Annotated in this window: 19 protein-coding genes and 1 pseudogene; 10 read left to right on the forward strand and 10 right to left on the reverse strand. The window is 66.2% G+C overall.

The genetic code is table 11. The features are described from left to right. Positions 1–257: 257 nt before the first annotated feature. Complete coding sequence (locus EGM87_RS16060) at positions 258–1,046, reverse strand: MltR family transcriptional regulator (RefSeq protein ID WP_216614566.1); 789 nt, start codon at positions 1,044–1,046, stop codon at positions 258–260. A gap of 177 nt (positions 1,047–1,223) precedes the next feature. Here EGM87_RS16060 and EGM87_RS16065 point away from each other — a divergent pair, with 177 nt between their 5' ends. After that, complete coding sequence (locus tag EGM87_RS16065; protein ID WP_137709579.1) at positions 1,224–1,631, forward strand: hypothetical protein; 408 nt, start codon at positions 1,224–1,226, stop codon at positions 1,629–1,631. A 32-nt stretch (positions 1,632–1,663) separates the two neighbouring features. Here the strand turns inward: EGM87_RS16065 and EGM87_RS16070 are convergent, their stop codons facing one another. Further along, positions 1,664–2,185 (reverse strand): hypothetical protein, encoded by a 522-nt coding sequence (locus EGM87_RS16070; protein WP_137709578.1) that lies wholly within the window; start codon positions 2,183–2,185, stop codon positions 1,664–1,666. Positions 2,186–2,454: 269 nt separating this feature from the next. Here EGM87_RS16070 and EGM87_RS16075 point away from each other — a divergent pair, with 269 nt between their 5' ends. Further along, entirely contained in the window at positions 2,455–2,910 is a 456-nt protein-coding gene (locus tag EGM87_RS16075; RefSeq protein WP_137709577.1) for a hypothetical protein, read from the forward strand. Positions 2,911–3,259: 349 nt separating this feature from the next. Then, positions 3,260–4,138, forward strand: a pseudogene (locus EGM87_RS16080) (YifB family Mg chelatase-like AAA ATPase); the annotation flags it as partial. Between the two features lie 24 nt (positions 4,139–4,162). Here the strand turns inward: EGM87_RS16080 and EGM87_RS16085 are convergent. From EGM87_RS16085 to EGM87_RS16105, 5 genes are read right to left on the reverse strand one after another with little or no spacing between them, the layout of a single operon-like run. Next, positions 4,163–4,918 carry a FadR/GntR family transcriptional regulator gene (locus EGM87_RS16085; RefSeq protein ID WP_025551582.1) on the reverse strand — a complete coding sequence of 252 codons (756 nt, stop codon included), beginning with the start codon at positions 4,916–4,918 and terminating at the stop codon, positions 4,163–4,165. Between the two features lie 18 nt (positions 4,919–4,936). Beyond that, entirely contained in the window at positions 4,937–5,860 is a 924-nt protein-coding gene (locus EGM87_RS16090; RefSeq protein WP_137709575.1) for a Gfo/Idh/MocA family protein, read from the reverse strand. Then, positions 5,857–6,834: an AraD1 family protein gene (araD1, locus tag EGM87_RS16095; protein ID WP_137709730.1), complete on the reverse strand. Its 978-nt coding sequence runs from the start codon at positions 6,832–6,834 to the stop codon at positions 5,857–5,859. Before araD1 ends, EGM87_RS16090 begins: the two co-directional genes overlap by 4 nt. 20 nt (positions 6,835–6,854) lie before the next feature. Next, on the reverse strand, positions 6,855–8,432 hold the full coding sequence (locus EGM87_RS16100; protein WP_137709574.1) for an aldehyde dehydrogenase (NADP(+)): 1,578 nt from the start codon (positions 8,430–8,432) through the stop codon (positions 6,855–6,857). 24 nt (positions 8,433–8,456) lie between these two features. Beyond that, complete coding sequence (locus EGM87_RS16105) at positions 8,457–10,259, reverse strand: IlvD/Edd family dehydratase (RefSeq protein ID WP_099186380.1); 1,803 nt, start codon at positions 10,257–10,259, stop codon at positions 8,457–8,459. A gap of 122 nt (positions 10,260–10,381) precedes the next feature. Here EGM87_RS16105 and EGM87_RS16110 point away from each other — a divergent pair, with 122 nt between their 5' ends. Next, positions 10,382–11,284 (forward strand): 2-dehydro-3-deoxygalactonokinase, encoded by a 903-nt coding sequence (locus EGM87_RS16110; RefSeq protein WP_137709729.1) that lies wholly within the window; start codon positions 10,382–10,384, stop codon positions 11,282–11,284. A 135-nt stretch (positions 11,285–11,419) separates the two neighbouring features. Here the strand turns inward: EGM87_RS16110 and EGM87_RS16115 are convergent, their stop codons facing one another. Further along, complete coding sequence (locus EGM87_RS16115; protein ID WP_171010007.1) at positions 11,420–11,572, reverse strand: hypothetical protein; 153 nt, start codon at positions 11,570–11,572, stop codon at positions 11,420–11,422. Positions 11,573–11,579: 7 nt separating this feature from the next. Beyond that, positions 11,580–13,616, reverse strand: coding sequence for a hybrid sensor histidine kinase/response regulator (locus EGM87_RS16120; protein WP_229742745.1), 2,037 nt, complete (start codon positions 13,614–13,616; stop codon positions 11,580–11,582). 146 nt (positions 13,617–13,762) lie between these two features. Between EGM87_RS16120 and EGM87_RS16125 the strand changes: the two genes are divergently transcribed. From EGM87_RS16125 to rpsI, 4 genes are all read left to right on the forward strand, one after another. Beyond that, positions 13,763–14,809 carry a COX15/CtaA family protein gene (locus EGM87_RS16125; protein WP_044661330.1) on the forward strand — a complete coding sequence of 349 codons (1,047 nt, stop codon included), beginning with the start codon at positions 13,763–13,765 and terminating at the stop codon, positions 14,807–14,809. Continuing rightward, positions 14,806–15,123 (forward strand): divalent-cation tolerance protein CutA, encoded by a 318-nt coding sequence (cutA, locus tag EGM87_RS16130; protein WP_044661331.1) that lies wholly within the window; start codon positions 14,806–14,808, stop codon positions 15,121–15,123. The genes EGM87_RS16125 and cutA overlap by 4 nt, the downstream gene beginning before the upstream one ends. A 137-nt stretch (positions 15,124–15,260) precedes the next feature. After that, positions 15,261–15,740 (forward strand): 50S ribosomal protein L13, encoded by a 480-nt coding sequence (rplM, locus tag EGM87_RS16135; protein ID WP_007686594.1) that lies wholly within the window; start codon positions 15,261–15,263, stop codon positions 15,738–15,740. Continuing rightward, positions 15,740–16,267, forward strand: coding sequence for a 30S ribosomal protein S9 (gene rpsI / locus EGM87_RS16140; RefSeq protein WP_044661332.1), 528 nt, complete (start codon positions 15,740–15,742; stop codon positions 16,265–16,267). The genes rplM and rpsI overlap by 1 nt, the downstream gene beginning before the upstream one ends. Before the next feature lie 137 nt (positions 16,268–16,404). Here rpsI and EGM87_RS16145 read toward each other — a convergent pair whose 3' ends face one another. Further along, positions 16,405–17,583 carry a M23 family metallopeptidase gene (locus tag EGM87_RS16145; protein ID WP_044661333.1) on the reverse strand — a complete coding sequence of 393 codons (1,179 nt, stop codon included), beginning with the start codon at positions 17,581–17,583 and terminating at the stop codon, positions 16,405–16,407. 526 nt (positions 17,584–18,109) lie between these two features. Between EGM87_RS16145 and rpsL the strand changes: the two genes are divergently transcribed. Further along, positions 18,110–18,481 carry a 30S ribosomal protein S12 gene (rpsL, locus tag EGM87_RS16150; protein WP_007686591.1) on the forward strand — a complete coding sequence of 124 codons (372 nt, stop codon included), beginning with the start codon at positions 18,110–18,112 and terminating at the stop codon, positions 18,479–18,481. Between the two features lie 15 nt (positions 18,482–18,496). Next, positions 18,497–18,967 carry a 30S ribosomal protein S7 gene (gene rpsG / locus EGM87_RS16155; RefSeq protein ID WP_007686590.1) on the forward strand — a complete coding sequence of 157 codons (471 nt, stop codon included), beginning with the start codon at positions 18,497–18,499 and terminating at the stop codon, positions 18,965–18,967. Positions 18,968–18,979 lie beyond the last annotated feature (12 nt).

An 18,979-nucleotide genomic window follows, 5' to 3' on the forward strand; every position in this document is an offset into this window, starting at 1 on the left:
TTTGGTGGGGTATCCGGTACATTCCCCCACCCCTTTTGGCGGGCCGTGGAAGGGTCCCAAACGGCTGCCCGACAGCCCCGATTTGAGGGACAGATATGCATACGTAAGTACTAAATGCCCCGATCAGCCAATTTTCGGTAGTTTTCTGCGGGTTTCATCGGTTTTCCTGGCCGGAGCGCCGGTACGGGCCATTTTGGGACGCGAAGACGACTGCCGGACCGGGAGGGCGCTACCGGATTTGTGGTGGGGAATTTCGCTTAACGAGGCCCACGTTCTGCACCCGCGATCTCCGCCCTTAGGGAGTCGAGAAGCGTTGAGAATTGCGGTCGGTTCTCCGGGGAGGCATTCCTCACAGCGATGTTTAGCCGGTCCAGCCAGCGATCTCGCAGCAGCCGCAGAAAAGCCTTTTCCCGCCCTTGGGCTGAGGACAACCGTTCCCTCAGTCGATCCAGGTCGGAGCGCGCCCTTACAATCTGATCTTCCTCCGAGCCGCCGAGGCCCGCGATCAGCCTCGTGCCGATCAGCCGAAGTCGCCGCCCCCCTGTTTCGATGTTGTTGGTCACGACCCGCAGCTCGATAAGAATGGCGGCGATGGACGTTCTCAGTCGATCGGCAAGCGTTGCAGGGTACTCGTCGTCGATGCTGCTATATGACAGGTTAAGTATTCGGTCCTTCACCTGGGCCGCCTCGAAATTGATTGCCTCCCAAGTGTGGGAGAACGCATTGCGGATTTTTCTGAGGTTCTCCAAGTCGTCAAACTGATCGTCGGTGAGGAGTCCAAGGGCATGGGCGGCCTTGATCCGTGCCGAGAATGTACCGAGTGGGGCGTTGAAACCGTCGAGAAGCTGATTGGCCGCAGCGCCCACGCGCATGAAGGCCCGTAAAAGCTCCCGCAGGCTATCATCCGCGAAGGCCGCAAGGGAAAGCACTAGGCCACGATCGTCCAAGTCCCTCAGGCGAGCATTAAGTCGATTAAACTCGTCGAAGCTGTCCCGCCGCCTATCCAGCTTGATTTCTTCCCCCAAGATTTTGCTGCCCTTTTTCAATCTCATTTTCCTTGCCACCGCACCACCCGGGGAAAAACGTTGGCACCGGATGGGCAGCTCTGCAACTCTCGTGATCGGCGTCCGCCCCTGAATAGTATCACGCAAAGCTGTTCCATATGTTCTCTTTTTGTTCTAACTTCCAAGCAGCCCCTGAGTCGCCTTGGAGGAACCTGAACTATGAACGTAATGAGCGCCCTTGCTGTACCCTCACAGCGCCACCACACAATCCCGCTGGACCAAATCAATGCTGTGGAGCTGACCGGCGATATTCTCGTGGACGCCTTCGCGGCCGTGCAGGGTCCGATGGAAACCCAACGCGCCCGCCTACATCGATTTGCGGCCCACCAGCGCTTAAAGCGACCCGCCATCGCAGCGGAGGCCCTTTCAGTCCGCATGGCGCTCCTTGGCGCTCTGATGGACTCCTGCGGCATTGTTGAGGGAGAGTGGCTTGCCACCTGTGAGGCCGTAGCAAGGATCAGGCTGGAGGACGGAAGAAACCTTGCGATGCCTTGGGGAGACGCTGGGGTCTCGTATGACGAAGCGATGCTTCAGGAGATGATTTGGGCCTACGGGGAGAAGCGATGAGCCGGAAAGTGACGCTTCCCGGCCCCGCAGCTTCAGATGGCAGCAGTTCGGGCTTGGGAGGCGTTGTGACCTCCGTTCCGATACAGGACTTCACGCACTCGCCCAGCGTCTACTCCCGCATCAGCGACTGTGACGAGGACAGCCCCGTCTTTTAGTCGCCCGCCGTAATAGTCAGCATCTTCCTTGCTGACGCCGTGCTTCGTCAGCACTTCATTAAGGCTTCCGCCAATAGCACCCAACGCCGCGCCGATGCCAACTGCCTCAGGAACCGCAGAAGCGGCGATAGCACCTGCGGCCGCGAGTGGTCCCACACCGGGAATAGCCAGTGCCGCAACGCCTAGGCCAGCGCCAAGAGCACCACCTCCAAGGATACCGCGAAGGACGTTCCTGTGGTGCTCGTCCGTGATTTCGCCATCGCCGCTGGTGGTCGTGGTCGTGCCGCCATGGTGGGCAATGACTGAAAGGTCACTGTCGTTCACACCAAGCGCCCGAAGTTCCGATACCGCGCGTTCTGCTTCTGCATGTGAGTCAAAAATTGCTGATGCTTGCACCATGGTCGAGTCCTTTCAGGGGTCCTGCCGCGCGATCGCAGCTAAAGCAGAACCTGACCTCATCGCCGATGTTCCGGGACCTAGTGATCTTCTCAGACAGGTCGGTCATGTTTGCCGATCAGCATGGTCGATAAGGTCTCAAAGGCCGAGCTGGACGCCCTAGCGCGGGCTTGGAACGTCAGCGCTGGGGACCTTGTGGCCTCGATGCCCGATAAGGAGCTGGTGATAGAGTGACGTATTTCTATGCGCGGCCCAGATGGTATAGATGAAAGATGGAATTGAAGGACTATCCGGCTTGGCGCCGAGCGAACCTGTTTGTTTTCCTGTTCATCGTGGCTTGCGCCTTAGTCCACATGATCCCCGAACGTGCAGTATGGTTCGGGCTCGTGAGCGGCGAGAACCTACGGTTGACCCTGACAGTGGGAGGAAGCGTCTATATCAGCCGATTGGCGGATTACTTCATCCGGGCGATAGAACAATATCAGCCCCACACTCCTATCCAAGCGAAACGAGCGAACGAACAGATTAAGCTCACCGCTACGTTTGCTAATATTATTGCCGGGGCGCTAATAAGCGTCGTTGCTTTGCGTCAGTCTATTTCTGAAACTGCATCGGAACAGGGCATATCAGCTTTCACTGCAATGTTGTTTGCGGCTCTCATACATATGGGCGCCCGGAGCATCGTAGGGCTGATTAAAGACGAGAACCTAGTCGCGGCAGCAGAGTGACTCTTTTCCGACAAGGCCGTATTAATGCCTCCATGGTTGGAGAGCTGGACGACATTAAGGCCCAGGTGGACTGCCCGAAGTGCGGCAAGGAACTGAGCGTCCCTTATCGGGTCATCAGGCTCCAGAAGACTGTAGGGTGCTCCTGTGGCGCCATAATCCGGCTTGTGGACGATACGCACATAGGGGCCCTTCAGCGCCTCATAGACGAAGAGAACCCGCCTGAAGCCGAGAACGATTAGACGGCCTCTAGCGCCCGGTAGCCTGAAGCCTCGCCTCATAACGCCTGTAGCATTCTGCTATGATTTCGCACTCTAACTGCCGCACTTCAAAAAGAGGGTCTTGTAGAGATAACGGGCTGATGGTCGGCCCGCCCGGCGCGGGCAAGTCGCTGATGGCGAGCTGCCTGCCCGGCATCCTGCCCGAACTGACGCCGGGCGAGGCGCTGGAAACCTCCATGGTGGCCAGCGTCGCCGGCACGCTGGAGGGCGGCCGGATCAGCCGCGCCCGTCCCTTTCGCAATCCGCATCACAGCGCCTCCATGGCGGCGCTGGTCGGCGGCGGGCACAAGGCGCGGCCGGGCGAGGTCAGCATGGCGCATCTGGGCGTGCTGTTCCTCGACGAACTGCCCGAATTCCAGCGGACGGTGCTCGATTCGCTGCGGCAGCCCCTGGAGACGGGGGAAGTCACCGTGGCGCGGGCCAATGCGCATGTCACCTTCCCGGCGCGGGTGCAGCTGGTGGCGGCGATGAACCCCTGCCGCTGCGGCCATCTGGGCGATCCGGCGCTGGCCTGTTCCCGCGCCCCCCGCTGCGCGGCGGACTATCAGGCCAAGGTGTCGGGACCGCTGCTCGACCGCATCGACCTGCATGTGGAGGTGCAGGCGGTGACGGCGGCGGACCTGGTCCTGCCCCCGCCCGCCGAAGGATCGGCGGAGGTCGCGGTCCGGGTCGCCGCCGCGCGGGCCGTGCAGACGCGCCGCTATGAAGGGACGTCGCTGCGCACCAATGCGGAGGTCGATGGAGAGCGGCTGGAGGATGTCGCCGGGCCGGATCAGGCCGGGCGCGAACTGCTGGCGCAGGCGGCTGCGGCGATGAAGCTGTCGGCGCGGGGCTATACCCGCGTGCTGCGCGTGGCGCGGACCATCGCCGATCTGGCGGGGGCGGATCGCGTCGGGCGCGTCCATGTGGCCGAAGCGCTCAGCTACAGGCGGCGGGCCCCGGTGAACTGACGGCGCCCGCTTTTCTACGCCCTGTTAAAGCTTGCCGGGTTCCGTCATGACCACGTCCATGTCCGCCATGGCCAGCCGCAGCAACTCCACCATGCCGTTGCGCGCGGCGGCCGTGTCGCGGGTGGCGATGGCGCGATAGACCGCCTTGTGATCGGGCAGGGGATCGCGCGGCAGCAGCTTCTTGCGATGCTTGAAGGTGGTGGTCCAACTCACCGCCGCCCCCACCGAACTGGCCAGCGCGGCGAGCGCGTCATTATGCGTCGCCGCCAGCACCGCATGATGGAAACGCTGGTCCGCCGCCCGCCCTTCCGGCGTCGAAAGGCCGTGCTTTTCCATCTCGTCCAGCGCCTGCGCCATGATGGCCAGTTGCTCGTCGGTCCGCCGCCGCGCCGCGAATTCGGCCGCCGCCGGTTCGATCACGCCGCGCAGTTCGAACAGGTCGCGGATGAAGTCCCGGTCCGGCTCCCCCGCGAACATCCAGGCGAGCATTTCCGGGTCCAGCACATTCCATCGGCTGCGCGGCAGCACGCGGGTACCCGCCTTGGGCCGGCTTTCCAGCATCCCCTTGGCGATCAGGATGCGCACCGCCTCGCGATAGGCGGTGCGGGATACGTGAAGCCGCTCCGACGCCTCGATCTCCCCCTCGAACAGGTCGCCGGGCTTGTGGACGCCCATCAGGATCGCCGTGCCCAATTGCCGGGCGATGGCCTGATGGATGCGAAGCGAGCCTTCGTCCGTCGCGAATTTGCGTTCCGTTACGTCCTTGCGCTCGCTTCCCAATGTTCAGGCCCCCCCGGTTCAGTCCTCGAAGGCCGTCGTAGGGCAATGCCGCCCACAAAGGAAGGCGTCCGCCACCAAACGCAGCGGCGCGATGTCGGCGTCGATCGCCCGGTCCTCGACCAGCCCGACGAAGCGGCGATACATGGCCGGATATTCCTCGTCCGGCGCCTTGATCTGGATTTCCCCGTCCAGGCGCAGCATATTGCCGCCCTCCGACAGCAGCAGGCTGCCATTCGCCGTCTCGACCGCGATGTCCCATGTCTGCGGGCCCGTCTGGCGCCAGTCGAACACGGCCTCGACCGTCGCGCCCGACGCCGTCGCCATGCTCAGCGCGGCGCCGATGGGCGCGTCCCTGTTCTCCGGCACTTCCAGGCTGGCCGACAGCATCGTCACCGGCTCCGGCACGATCTCCGTCAGGATCGACAGGGCGTTGATGCCCGGATCGAACACGCCGAACCCGCCCGCTTCCCAGATCCACGGCTGGCCCGGATGCCAGTGGCGGACATCCTCGCGCCACTGGATGTCGATGTGCCGGATCGTGCGCTCCGCCACCCACGCCTTCGCCTGCGCGACCGCGGCGGCATAGCGGCTGTGCCAGCTTGCATAAAGGGTGACGCCCTGCGCGCGGGCGAGGGCGATCAGCGCCTCCACTTCCGACACGGTGGCGCCCGGCGGCTTTTCCAGAAAGACATGCTTGCCCGCCAGGATCGCCTGCCGCGCCGCCTGGTATCGGACCTGCGGCGGCTGGCAGAGGATCACGGCGTCCATGTCCGGCTCCCCCGCCAGCATCGCGTCCAGATCGGGATAGTTGTTCACGCCCTCGCCCCGCGCATTGCGGCTGGCGACGGCGACAAGGTCTATGCCGCCGGTCTTCGCGATGGCGGGAAGGTGCTGGTCGCGGGCGATCTTGCCCAGGCCCACAAGGCCTGCCCTGATGGTCATAGGACTTTCACCTTCGTCTTGCCCTCGTCCGCCGCGCGGCGCAGGCCGTTGCGCACGGGCAGGGTGAAGGGCGCGGCCTCCACCTCGAACACATCGCCTTCCTGCGCGGCGAAGCCTTCCGAAAAGGAAAGGGTGGCGGTGCCGAAGAAATGGACATGGATGTCGCCCGGACGGCGGAACAGGCCATATTTGAAATGATGATGTTCCAGATTGTCGATCCGGTGGGACATGTTGGTCTCGCCGGAAAGGAAGGGCTTCTCCCACACCGTCACGCCATTGCGGACGATGCGGCTGGTGCCGCGCAGGTCGTCGGGCAGGTCGCCCAGCAGCAGTTCGGGGCCCAGCGCCGCCTGACGCAGCTTGCTGTGCGCAAGCCACAGATAATTGCCGCGTTCGGTCACATGATCGGAAAATTCATTGCCGATGGCAAAGCCGAGGCGAACCGGCGCGCCGTCCCCGTCGATCAGGTAGATGCCGGCGACCTCCGGCTCCTCCCCGCCATCCTCCGCGAAGGCCGGCATGGTGAAATCCTCGCCGGGATGGACCAGTATCTGGCCGTCGCCCTTGTAGAACCATTCGGGCTGCGCGCCGATGCCGCCGTCGGCGGGCTTGCCGCCCTCCACGCCCATCAGGAACATGCGCATGCTGTCGGTCAGATCGCCCGACGCGGCCGCCTTGTGCATCTTGTCGCGGCCTTCCGCAGAGCCGAGATGGGTGAGGCCGGTGCCCGCGACCAGCAGGTGCGCGGCATCCTCATGGTCGATGGGGCAGAGCAGCCGGACGGCGGAAAGGTCCACCGCCCCGCCCAGCCGCGCTTCCGCCATGGCGGCCAGGCCCTGTCCGGCCGCGATCGCCTCCAGCGCCAGCGCGCGGGTGGAGCTTGCGCCCTCCACGCGCCGGGCCGCGCCGGTCCGGTCGAGGGCGGCGACGCCGCGGCGCCCATCTTCCTCGAACTGGACCAGCGACCGGATCATGGATTCATCCACGGACGGCATCACCGGGCGATCTCCAGCCTGCCCTCGATACGGCGGTTGAGCTTCCACGGATTGGCGGCCTGCAAGGCGGGCGGCAGCACCGCGTCGGCCACGTCCTGATAGCAGACCGGGCGCAGGAAGCGCATCATCGCCAGCGTGCCCACGGACGTCGAACGGCCGTCGGAGGTCGAGGGGAAGGGGCCGCCATGCACCATGGCATGGGTGACTTCCACCCCGGTCGGCCAACCATTCGCCAGCACGCGTCCGACCTTGCGGGACAGGGTGGGCAACAGCTTCGCGGCATCGGCCTGGTCGCTGTCGTCCATCTGGAGCGTCGCGGTCAACTGGCCCTCCATCCGGGCGATGGTGTCGATGACCTCCTCGATCGTCGCGCATTTGACGAGGATGGAGGAGGAACCGAACACTTCATGCGCCAGCGCCGGATTGGCGCGGAACTGCTCGCCGCTGGCGGCGAACAGCGCGTGCTGGCCGCGATTGACGCCGTCCGCCGCCGCGCCGCGCGCGATGGTGGTGACGCCCTCCGCCCCGGCCAGCGCCGCGACGCCCTTTTCATAGGCGGCATGGATGCCGGGCGTCAGCATGACCTGCGCCGCATTGGCCGACAGGGCCTGGGCCGCCGCAGCGACGAAACGGTCCAGATCGGGGCTGTCGAGCGCGATCACCAGCCCGGGATTGGTGCAGAACTGGCCCGAAAACAGCGTCAGCGACCCGACGAAGGCGGCGCCCAGCGCTTCGGCCCGGGCGGCCAGCGCGCCGGGCAGCAGCACGACCGGGTTGATGCTCGACATTTCGGCATAGACCGGGATCGGCTCGTCGCGCCCGGCCGCGATCTTCATGAGGGCAAGGCCGCCGCCGCGCGACCCGGTGAAGCCCACCGCCTTGATGCGCGGATCGGCCACCAGCGCGCCGCCCAGGTCGTTGGTCGTGCCGGGCAGGTAGGAAAACACGCCTTCATGCAGGCCGCTGGCCTCGACCGCCGCGGCGATGGCGCGGGCGACCAGTTCGCCGGTGCCGGGATGGGCCGGATGGCCCTTCACCACCACCGGGCAACCCGCCGCGAAGGCCGATGCGGTGTCGCCGCCCGCGACCGAGAAGGCGAGCGGGAAGTTGGACGCGCCGAACACCGCGACCGGTCCGACCGGCTGGTTGACGCGGCGCAGGTCGCTGCGCGGCAGCGGCTGCCGCTCCGGCAAGGCCTTGTCGATGGTGGCGTCCAGCCAGTCGCCCTGGCGGACATAGCCTGCGAACAGGCGAAGCTGGCCGACGGTGCGGCCCCGCTCGCCTTCCAGCCGCCCGCGCGGCAGGCCGGTCTCGCTCATGGCGGTGGTGATCAGCAGGTCGCCAATGGCCATGATCCCGTCGGCCACCGCCTCCAGAAAGGCGGCGCGGGCGTCGGGCGTCAGCGTGGAGAAGCTCTCGAACGCGGCATCGGCCAGCGCGCAGGCGTCCGCGACATCGGCGGCCGAGGCGTTGTGAAAGGCGATCCCGCCCTTCGCGCCGGTCGACGGGTCGATGGCGAAGAAGGGCTCGCCGCCCTGGCGCTCGCTCGCGCCGACAAGAATGGCTCCGTTGAACATGGGGATAAACTCCGAAATGGGGGATTAATGATTGTCGCGCGGCAGGCCCATGGTCTGGGCAATGCGCTGATATTTCTCCGCGCCCTCCAGGATCGCGCCGCTGTTCAGCTGGCCGACGACGGAGCGCTGGATTTCCTGCCACGGCGTCTGCGAGGCGGGATAGGGATAGCCGCCCTCCGCCTCCAGCGCCGCCCGGCGGCCGGCCAGTTCCTCGTCGGGAATGAGGACGTTCACCGTGCCCCTGTTCAGGTCCATCCGCACCCGGTCGCCGGTCCGCAGCAGCGCCAGGCCGCCCATGGCCGCTGCTTCGGGCGAGGCATTGAGGATGGAGGGACTGCCCGAAGTCCCCGACTGCCGCCCGTCCCCGATGCAGGGCAGGGCGGACACGCCCTCGGTGATGAGGTAGGCGGGCGGCCGCATGTTCACCACCTCCGCCGCGCCCGGATAGCCGACCGGGCCGGCGCCGCGCATGAACAGCAGCGTATCGGGCGTGATGCCGACGGCCGGATCGTCGATCCGCGCATGATAATCCTCCGGCCCGTCGAACACGACCGCCGGGCCTTCAAAGGCGTTGGGATCTTCGGGGTTGGACAGATAGCGCTGGCGGAACTCGTCCGAAATCACGCTGGTCTTCATCACCGCCGCGTCGAACAGATTGCCCGACAGCACCAGGAACCCGGCCTCCTCCTTCAGCGGCCGGGCGAAGGGACGGATGACCTTCTCGTCCTCGATCTCCGCGCCCCGGCAATTCTCGCCCATTGTCTTGCCGTTGACGGTCATCGCGCCCTCGCGGATCAGCCCCTGCGCGATCAGCTGGCCCACCACCGCCGGCACGCCGCCGGCGCGATAATAATCCTCGCCCAGATATTCGCCCGCGGGCTGGAGGTTCACCAGCAGCGGCACCTTGTGCCCCACCGTCTCCCAATCCTTGAGCGGCAGCTCCACCCCGACATGGCGCGCGATCGCCGCCAGGTGGATCGGCGCGTTGGTCGACCCGCCAATGGCCGAATTGACGACGATGGCGTTGTGAAACGCGTCCAGCGTCAGGATGTCGGACGGCTTCAGGTCCTCCGCCACCATCTCGACGATGCGCTTGCCGGTGAGGTAGGCGACCTCCTGCCGGTCGCGATAGGGCGCGGGGATCGCCGCCGATCCCGGCAGCATCATGCCCAGCGCCTCGGCCAGCGAGTTCATCGTCGTCGCCGTGCCCATGGTGTTGCAATAGCCGGTCGACGGCGCGGAGGACGCCACCAGCTTGATGAAGCCCTCATCGTCGATCTTGCCCGCGGCCAGCAATTGCCGCGCATGCCAGACGATGGTGCCCGAACCCGTCCGCTCGCCCTTGAACCAGCCGTTCAGCATCGGCCCGACCGACAGGGCGATGGCGGGGATGTTGACCGTCGCCGCCGCCATCAGCAGCGCGGGCGTCGTCTTGTCGCAGCCCGTGGTCAGCACCACCCCGTCCAGCGGATAGCCGTAGATCGCCTCGACCAGCCCCAGATAGGCCAGGTTGCGGTCCAGCCCCGCCGTCGGCCGCTTGCCGGTTTCCTGGATCGGGTGGACCGGAAACTCCAGCGCGATGCCGCCCATCTCCCGAATGCCCTCGCGCACGCGCTCGGCCAGCACCATATGATGGCGGTTGCAGGGCGACAGGTCGCTGCCGGTCTGGGCGATGCCGATGATCGGCTTGCCGCTGCGCAGTTCGTCCAGGCTCAGGCCGAAATTCAGATAACGCTCCAGATAGAGCGCGGTCATGTCTATATTGTCTGGGTTGTCGAACCAGGCGCGGCTGCGCAGCTTGTTGGCGGGCTTGGACGAATCGCTCATTGAGAAGGCACCCTGTCGAAGAAAATGGTCAATGGATTCTCGGGCACGTTGACGCGCTTGCCTCTCCGATATACTCATACAAATAGAAATTCAAGGATGGTTCGGGCCAGGTGACGAATTTGCTGAGCCGCTACGAGGTCATCGGGGACTGGGGCACCAGCCGCCTTCGGCTGTTCCGTATCGAGCAGGGCCGCGTCACCGCCCGCCATGACGGCCCCGGCATCGCTGCGGCGGCCGGGCAGGCGGAAGCGGCCTTCGCCGCCACCATCGCCCCCTGGCTGGAGGAAGCCGCGCCGACGGAAATACGCCTTTGCGGCATGGCCGGCGCCCGCGACGGCTGGGTGGAGGCGCCCTATGCGGATTGCCCCGCCGACGCCGCGACCTGGCGTGCGGCGGCGGCGCGGTTCGACTGGCGCGGCGTGCCCGTCGCGATCATGGCGGGCCTCGCCTGCACCGGGACGACCGGCGCGCCCGACCTCATGCGCGGAGAGGAAACGCAGATATTCGGCGCCATCGCGCGCGATCCGGCGCTGGGGCAGGGCCGCCGGCTCATCGTCCTGCCCGGCACCCACAATAAATGGGCGGTGGTGCAGGATGGCCGCGTCACCTCCTTCCGCACCATGCCGACGGGGGAGCTTTTCGCCCTGCTGCGGGATCGTTCCACCCTGGGCGCGCCGGCCGACCGGCCCGATCCGGCGCAGGAGGCGCAGGGCTTCGCCGACGGCCTGCGCCGGGCGGAGGAGGAGGGGCGTCTGCTCTCCTCCCTGTTCGCCGCGCGCAGCATGCGGCTGCGCGACGGGCGTTCGGCGGACTGGTCGGCAGGCTATCTGTCCGGCCTGCTGATCGGGTCGGAGGTCGCGGAAATCCTCGCCACGTCCGGACTCGCCACGTCCGGACAGGCGGACGACATATGGCTGATCGGGGACGCCCGACTCTCGGTGCGCTACGCCCAGGCGCTGGGCAGGCGCGGCGTGCCGAGCGAGACGCTGGACGGCGACGCCTGCTCGCTCGCCGGCCTGTCCTGATGGGGGCCTGTCCTGATGGGGGCCTGTCCTGATGGGGGCTGTCCCGATGGGGGGCTGTCCTGACGAGGACCGGGGAGGAGAGAGGCTGTTCCCGCCGCCCCATCCGCCAACGCCCCATCCCCCCAATGCCCCATCTCACGGAGACCCCTCATGACCCTGGACGACCTGCTGGCCGAAGGCGCGCCGCCCATTTGCGCGATCCGGCGCGGCATCGGGCCGGAGGAAGCGCTTGCGGTTGGCGCCGCCCTGATAGGGGCGGGCATCCGCATTCTCGAACTTCCCTTCCACTCGGGCTTCACCCCACCTGCCGCGCTCCGTTCCGGTCCAGCATGTCGCGCACCTTGGCGGCCAGTTCGGCATAGGTGAACGGCTTGGTCAGCAGTTCCACGCCCGGATCGAGCCGCCCGTGATGGATGATGGCGTTGCGCGCATAGCCGGTGGCGAACAGCACCCTCAGCCCCGGCCGCTCCGCGCGCGCCTGTTGCGCAATGTCGGCCCCGGTCATGCCGCCGGGCAGGATGACGTCGGTGAACAGCAGGTCGATGGACTGCGAAGCGCTGTCCAGCGCCTGCAAGGCCGCCGCGCCGTCATTCGCCTCGATCACCCGATAGCCCAGTTCCTTCAGCACATCGACGGTATAGGCGCGCACCTTCTCGTCATCCTCGCACACCAGCACCGTCTCGTCGCCGCCGCATATCGGCGCGGCGCGGTCCACCGACCCGGTGTCGTTGTCCGGCAGCGGACCGTAGAAGCGGGGAAGGTAGATCTTGACCGTCGTGCCATGGCCGCTTTCGGAATAGACGCGGATATGGCCGCCGGACTGCTTGATGAAGCCATAGACCATCGACAGGCCAAGGCCGGTGCCCCGCCCGACCTCCTTGGTGGTGAAGAAGGGTTCGATGGCGTGGCTCAGCACCTCCTCGTCCATGCCCTCGCCCGTATCGGACACGCTGATCAGCACATATTGGCCGGGCTTTACCTCCACCTCCTGCGCGGCATAATCCTCGTCGATATGGGTATTGGCCACCTCTATGGTCAGCTTGCCGCCGTCCGGCATGGCGTCGCGCGCATTCACCGCCAGGTTCAGCAGCGCATTCTCCATCTGGTTGACGTCGATCTCGATCGGCCAGATGCGCGCGCTCTGGATCGTCTCCACCTCTATCGTCTCGCCCAATGTGCGGTTGAGCAGGTCGGACATGCCGCTGACCAGCCGGTTGGGGTCGATCCGCTCGGGCGCCAGCGGCTGGCGGCGGGAAAAGGCGAGCAGCCGCTGCGTCAGCAACGCGGCGCGCTCCGCGCCCGCCATGGCATTGTCGGCGGCGCGCCGCAGCCGCGCCTGATCCTCGTGAAGGCCGCGTTGCAGCAGTTCCAGATTGCCGGTGACGATCTGCAGCAGATTGTTGAAGTCATGCGCGACGCCGCCGGTCAACTGGCCCAGCGTCTCCATCTTCTGCGCCTGCCGCAGCGCCTCTTCCGCCTCCGCCAGCGCCCGGGCATGGGCGCGCTGCTCGGTCACGTCGCGGGCGACGCAATAGATAAGGTCGTTTTCCGGCACCGCCGTCCAGCTGAAATTGCGGTAGCTGCCGTCCTTCGCCCGGAACCGGTTTTCGAATCGCACCGTCGGCATGCCCCGCGCCAGCCCGGCGATCTCCCCCTTCGTCTTCTCCAGATCGTCGGGATGCTCCATCCATTCGGACGTGCGCCCGATCAGGTCCGCCTCGCTCCATCCCAATATTTCGGTCCAGGCGGGGCTGGCGGCCAGCCAAGTGCCGTCCCGGTCGGCGACCAGGAACGGGTCGCGCGCCAATGCCCAGAGGCGGGCGCGATCGGCGCGCATCTCCTTTTCCGCGACCACCCGCTTGGTGGTCTCGCTGACGATGCACAGCGCGCCGCCGACGGAGCCGTCCGTCTCGAACACCGGGGAATAGTTGATGTCGAAGAACACCTGTTCGCCCTGTCCGCCGTCCCGCTCGATATAGAAGGGGCGGTCCTTGGCATGCACGGACTGCCCCTGGTCGACGACGGAACGCAGCAGCGGCTCCAGATCGTCCCACAGTTCCGTCCACCCCTCCCGCGCCGGGCGGCCCAGCACGCGGGGATGCTTGTCCCCGATGGTGGGCGCATAGGCTTCGTTGTAGAGCGCGCAGAGATCGGGGCCCCAGAACAGCACGATCTCCGCCTGCGACGACAGCATCAGCCGGACGGTCGACACCAGCGCCGGGGACCAGCCGTGCACCGGCCCCAGCGGCGATCCGGCGTCGATGCGCGCGGTCAGGGCGCCCAGCGGCCCCTGCGCGGCGATCATCTCCGCTATGCCCGGCGCGCCGCTCATCGATTATCCTCGGTCAGCCTGTTCATAGGGCGAGATACGCCTGTCCGGCGCTTTGTATCCGTTCAGGCAGAAGGCGTTACGACCTTTTGTCCACCGGTCAGGGTTATCCTTGCAACAGGCGAAACAAGCGCGCATGGATCGGCGCCATGACCGCGACGACCCTGAGCCGCCCCGCCACCGCCGTCCCACGCCCCGCGCCGATCGCGCGCTGGCTGCTGACGGTCGCCGCCCTCGTCTTCTGCATGGTCGTGGTCGGCGGCATCACCCGCCTGACCGAATCCGGCCTGTCGATCACGCAATGGAAACCGATCAGCGGCGCCATCCCGCCGCTGACCCACGACCAGTGGATGGAGGCGTTTCGCGCCTATCAGCAGATTCCCGAATATCGGCAGTTGCGGCAGGGCATGACGCTGGGCGATTTCCAGTTCATCTTCTTCTGGGAATGGGTGCACCGGCTGCTCGGGCGGCTGATCGGCGTCGCCTTCGCGCTGCCGCTGCTCTGGTTCGCGTGGAAACGGGCGATCCCGCAGGGCTATGGCTTCCGTCTCGTCGCGCTGCTGGCGCTTGGCGGGCTGCAGGGCGCGATCGGCTGGTGGATGGTGGAATCGGGCCTGTCGGTGCGCACCGACGTCAGCCATTACCGGCTGGCGGTGCATCTGCTGACGGCGCTGTTCATCATGGGCGGGCTGATCTGGACCGCGCTCGACCTGCTGACCCGTGCGAACACCCCCTTCGCCAGGCCCGCCATGCTCCATCCCTTCGCGGTGGTCGCGCTGCTGGCGCTGCTGGTGCAGCTCATGTTCGGCGCCTTCACCGCCGGTCTGGACGCGGGCTATGTCTCCAGCACCTGGCCGCTGATGAACGACCATCTGGTGCCGGAGGGGATCGAATGGCTGGGTTCGCTCTGGGCCACCCTTTCCAGCGATCCCTATCTCGTCCATTTCATCCATCGCTGGTGGGCCTGGGTCGCCGCGATCCTGCTGGTCATGCTGGCGCGCATGGCGAAGCAGGCGGGGCAGCGCGGCCCCTCCATCGCGATCAACGCGGCGGTGGGCACGCAGGTCGCGCTCGGCATCGCCACGGTCATTAGCGGCATCGCCCTGCCGCTGGCGGTGCTGCACCAGGCGGTCGGCGCGCTGGTGGTGGCGTCCGCGACCTGGGGCGCCCATGCGCTGGGGGAACGCCGGGGATGAGCGCCGTCGCGCTCGTCTACACGCTGTTCGGCTCGCGCGAGGCCGCGACCCGCATCGCCCGCCAGCTGGTGGAGGAAAGGCTGGCCGCCTGCGCGAACCTGCTGGGGGAGGCGACCTCCATCTACGAATGGAACGGCGCGGTCGATACCGCGGCGGAGGTGCCCGTCCTCTTCAAGACCGCGCCCGCCCGCCGTGACGCGCTGATGGCGCGCATCGCGGAACTGCACGATTATCGGGTTCCGGCGATCCTCGCTCTGCCCGTAGACGCCGCCCACGCCGCCTTCGCCCGGTGGGTGGACGATCGGACGGGCTGATCGACAGGTATTATTTTACCCGTCAGCAAAGCCGCCGAATCTCTTGACTTGCGCCCTTCCACCCGTCATTAGCCCGCATCTTCCGAAAGCTGGAAACAGCCTTCAATTCACTGTTTCATTCTTGGAGTATTGGCACCATGAAGGCGCTGATGAAGACCACCAAGCCGGCGACCCCGGCCACGGTCGAAAAGAAGTGGGTCCTGATCGACGCGGAAGGCCTCGTCGTCGGCCGCCTCGCCTCGACCGTCGCGAACATCCTGCGCGGCAAGCACAAGCCGAGCTTCACCCCCCATGTCGATTGCGGTGACAATGTCATCATCATCAACGCGGAAAAGGTGAAGTTCACCGGCCGCAAGCTGACCGACAAGGTCTATTACAAGCACACCGGCTATGCCGGCGGCATCAAGGAAACCACCCCCCAGAAGGTTCTGGAAGGCCGTTTCCCCGAACGCGTCCTGGAAAAGGCCGTCGAGCGCATGATCCCCCGCGGTCCGCTGGGCCGTCAGCAGATGCGCAACCTGCGCATCTTCGCCGGCGCCGAACATCCGCACGCCGCGCAGAACCCCGAAGTGCTCGACTTCGCGTCGCGCAACCGCAAGAACAAGGTGGGTGCATAATGTCCGATAACCGCCAGTCTCTGTCCGACCTCGCGTCGCTGACCGCTAACGCTCCGGCCGCTGCCGAAACCGTCGCCGCCGACGCGCCGATCGCTCCGGTCCAGCCCTCGGCTCCGCTGCGCGCCCAGGAAATCGACAGCCTCGGCCGCGCCTATGCGACCGGCCGCCGCAAGGATGCCGTCGCCCGCGTCTGGGTGAAGCCCGGCACCGGCAAGATCACGGTCAACGGCCGCGATCAGGAAATCTACTTCGCCCGCCCGACCCTGCGTCTGGTGATCAACCAGCCCTTCGGCGTCACCGAGCGCGAAGGCCAGTATGACGTGATCGCCACCGTCAAGGGCGGCGGCCTGTCCGGCCAGGCCGGCGCAGTCAAGCACGGCATCGCCCAGGCGCTCGCCAAGTACGAGCCGGCGCTGCGCAGCGCGGTCAAGGCCGAAGGCTTCCTGACCCGCGACAGCCGCGCCGTCGAGCGCAAGAAGTACGGCAAGGCCAAGGCCCGCCGCAGCTTCCAGTTCTCGAAGCGCTGATCGGTTCGACCGTTACGAATGCAAGGGAAGGGGTCGGGTTTCCGGCCCCTTTTCCTTTTGGGGCAGATGAACCCCCGGCAGGCAGGGCGCGCGGATCAGGCGGAGCTGGAAATCCGGATCAGCCGAAAGCAAAAGCGCTAACCGCGGCCGCCGACATCCGCCAGGCGCGCCGTGGCGATCTGCTGGATCTGGAGGACATCCTTGCGCGCCTCCAGGAAGCGGCGGGGATTGATGGCATTGCCGTTCACCCGCACCTCGAAATGAAGATGCGGCCCCGTGGAGCGGCCTGTCGATCCCATCCGCGCAATGGCGTCGCCGCGCGCCACCTGCTGGCCGACCCGCGCGCTGAAGCCCGAAAGATGGGCATATCGGGTCAGGATGCCATTGCCATGGGTGACCTCGACCACATTGCCATAGCCGTTGCGCTGGCCCACGAAGCTGACCTTGCCCGATGCGGCCGCCAGGATCGGCTGGCCCATGCTGCCGGGAAAATCCAGACCCGCGTGAAAGGCCGCATGGCCGTTGAACGGATCGCTCCGATAGCCATAGCTGCTGCTCAGCATCGGCGTCGCCGTGGGCTTGCCGGAGGGGATGGCGAGCAGGCTCCCTTCCAGAAATTCCATGCGGGACAGCGCCTGGGCGAGCTTTTCGAACTCGTCCGGCAGGACGTCCTGCCCTTCCCATGGCACGAAAGGGCCGCCCTGTGCGCGGGCCGCCGTGCGGGCGAGGCTGTCGGGATTGAGGCCGAAGCTGCGGATCGCGGCGGCGGCCTTGTCGGCACGATGCCGGACGGCGTCGGTCAGCAGGGCGGCAAAACGGCGCTGCCGTGCGTCGATCCGGAACAACGGCGCCGCTTCGGGCGCGACGCTGATCTTGGTGTCGAGCTTGGACGTGCCGTTCCTGGTTCCGCTGTCGGCCTTGCCGACCACATCGCCGGCCGGGGCCGCGCCCTCCTGACCGAAATGCGTGCGGTAGAGGTCGTCCATGAAATCCTGGCGTTCCTGCAACTCCTGCGCGAGCTGGTCGACCGACTTGCGGTAGCGCTCGACCTGGCTGGCGCTGTTGGCAACGGCCTTGTCACGGGCGGCGAGGGCGGCGCGCTCCTGCTCGATCTCCGCGTTGTTGGCGGCCATGGACAGGGATAGCGCAAGCCCACCGATCAAGGCGGAAGAGAGCAGGCCGACCGTGGCGAGCTGCGCCCTGCGCGAGATACGGATGAACTTCACCTGGCCGCCGGAGCGCAGGAAAATCTCCCGTTCCGGACACAGCTTCGAACACCGGGCAGTCATGCCGGCCCAGAGGGCGGCTGCCCCCATCTTGCTCCATTGCGACAATTGCGACCCCGCGTGCTTTTTTAGTGAACGGGGCGCTAACAAAAGGAATCGAGTCGCGCGAATCCGGGGGAGCGGAGTCGTGACGAGTCGAAAGATGAACGGGGTGAAACGTGGAACCGGGCAAAGGGTTCCGGTCCCCCGCGAAATTTTTGCCGGCGCTCTCCGCCCTTCGCAAACCGGCCTCGCCAGCCTCTGCGGCGCTGGATAGAAAGGCGTCATCTCCTGGCGTCCCCGCCACGTCGGATCGGGACGGGGCGGATCGTCGGGCCTGTTCTTGACCGGCGGCCGCCACATGGCTATAGGCGCGCCTGCCCAAAGGCCGGAATGGACGGATTCGTTCGCGCCGAACCCCGGTCCTCAGGGCATCAGAGCTGAACATTGCCGGTGCTCTTGCGGCTCCGGGCGGGTTTCCGCCGGAGCCTTTGCTGTTTGGAGGCGATTCGTTTTCCAGGCCGCAAGGAACGCGGGAATGCATGCGGTAAAGTAACTGAAAGAGGTGAAGGGCTTCATGCCAACGATCAACCAGCTGGTCCGCAAGGGCCGCGAACTGCAGAAGACCAAGTCGAAGGTCCCTGCAATGGAAGCGAACCCGCAGAAGCGCGGCGTTTGCACCCGTGTCTACACGACGACCCCGAAGAAGCCGAACTCGGCTCTCCGCAAGGTGGCGAAGGTGCGCCTGGTCAACCAGCGCGAAGTCATCACCTACATTCCGGGCGAAGGCCACAACCTTCAGGAGCACAGCGTCGTGCTGATCCGCGGCGGCCGCGTGCGCGACCTTCCCGGTGTGCGCTATCATGTGCTGCGCGGCGTTCTGGATACCCAGGGCGTCAAGGACCGCAAGCAGAGCCGTTCGAAGTACGGCGCCAAGCGTCCGAAGTAAGGGGAGACCAGTAATATGTCACGTCGTCGTCGCCCCGAAAAGCGCGTCATCCTGCCCGATCCCAAATTCGGTGATGTCGTGCTGTCGAAGTTCATGAACAGCATCATGCAGGACGGCAAGAAGGCCGTCGCCGAGTCCATCGTGTACGGCGCTCTCGACACTGTCGAGGCGAAGTCCAAGAAGGACCCGATCGCCATGTTCCATGACGCGCTGAACAATGTGAAGCCCGGCATCGAGGTCCGCAGCCGCCGCGTCGGCGGTGCGACCTACCAGGTCCCCGTCGAAGTGCGCCCGGAGCGCGCCCAGGCGCTGGCGATCCGCTGGCTGATCACCGCGTCGCGCAACCGCAGCGAAACCACCATGGCCGCCCGCCTGTCGGGTGAACTGCTGGACGCCGCCAACAACCGCGGCAATGCCGTCAAGAAGCGCGAAGACACGCACCGCATGGCGGAAGCGAACCGCGCCTTCTCGCACTATCGCTGGTAATCCGGCGCTGGA

This window comes from Sphingobium sp. RSMS (assembly GCF_005406185.4).
GTDB lineage: Bacteria > Pseudomonadota > Alphaproteobacteria > Sphingomonadales > Sphingomonadaceae > Sphingobium > Sphingobium fuliginis.

Coding starts and splice junctions, on each gene's coding strand:
- EGM87_RS16100 (WP_137709574.1), bottom strand. CDS start 8,432: ATGTTCAACGGAGCCATTCTTGTCGGCGCGAGCGAGCGCCAGGGCGGC.
- rpsG (WP_007686590.1), top strand. CDS start 18,497: ATGTCACGTCGTCGTCGCCCCGAAAAGCGCGTCATCCTGCCCGATCCC.
- rpsL (WP_007686591.1), top strand. CDS start 18,110: ATGCCAACGATCAACCAGCTGGTCCGCAAGGGCCGCGAACTGCAGAAG.
- araD1 (WP_137709730.1), bottom strand. CDS start 6,834: ATGATCCGGTCGCTGGTCCAGTTCGAGGAAGATGGGCGCCGCGGCGTC.
- EGM87_RS16065 (WP_137709579.1), top strand. CDS start 1,224: ATGAACGTAATGAGCGCCCTTGCTGTACCCTCACAGCGCCACCACACA.
- EGM87_RS16105 (WP_099186380.1), bottom strand. CDS start 10,259: ATGAGCGATTCGTCCAAGCCCGCCAACAAGCTGCGCAGCCGCGCCTGG.
- rplM (WP_007686594.1), top strand. CDS start 15,261: ATGAAGGCGCTGATGAAGACCACCAAGCCGGCGACCCCGGCCACGGTC.
- EGM87_RS16070 (WP_137709578.1), bottom strand. CDS start 2,185: ATGGTGCAAGCATCAGCAATTTTTGACTCACATGCAGAAGCAGAACGC.
- EGM87_RS16145 (WP_044661333.1), bottom strand. CDS start 17,583: ATGGGGGCAGCCGCCCTCTGGGCCGGCATGACTGCCCGGTGTTCGAAG.
- EGM87_RS16075 (WP_137709577.1), top strand. CDS start 2,455: ATGGAATTGAAGGACTATCCGGCTTGGCGCCGAGCGAACCTGTTTGTT.
- EGM87_RS16120 (WP_229742745.1), bottom strand. CDS start 13,616: ATGAGCGGCGCGCCGGGCATAGCGGAGATGATCGCCGCGCAGGGGCCG.
- EGM87_RS16090 (WP_137709575.1), bottom strand. CDS start 5,860: ATGACCATCAGGGCAGGCCTTGTGGGCCTGGGCAAGATCGCCCGCGAC.
- rpsI (WP_044661332.1), top strand. CDS start 15,740: ATGTCCGATAACCGCCAGTCTCTGTCCGACCTCGCGTCGCTGACCGCT.
- EGM87_RS16125 (WP_044661330.1), top strand. CDS start 13,763: ATGACCGCGACGACCCTGAGCCGCCCCGCCACCGCCGTCCCACGCCCC.
- cutA (WP_044661331.1), top strand. CDS start 14,806: ATGAGCGCCGTCGCGCTCGTCTACACGCTGTTCGGCTCGCGCGAGGCC.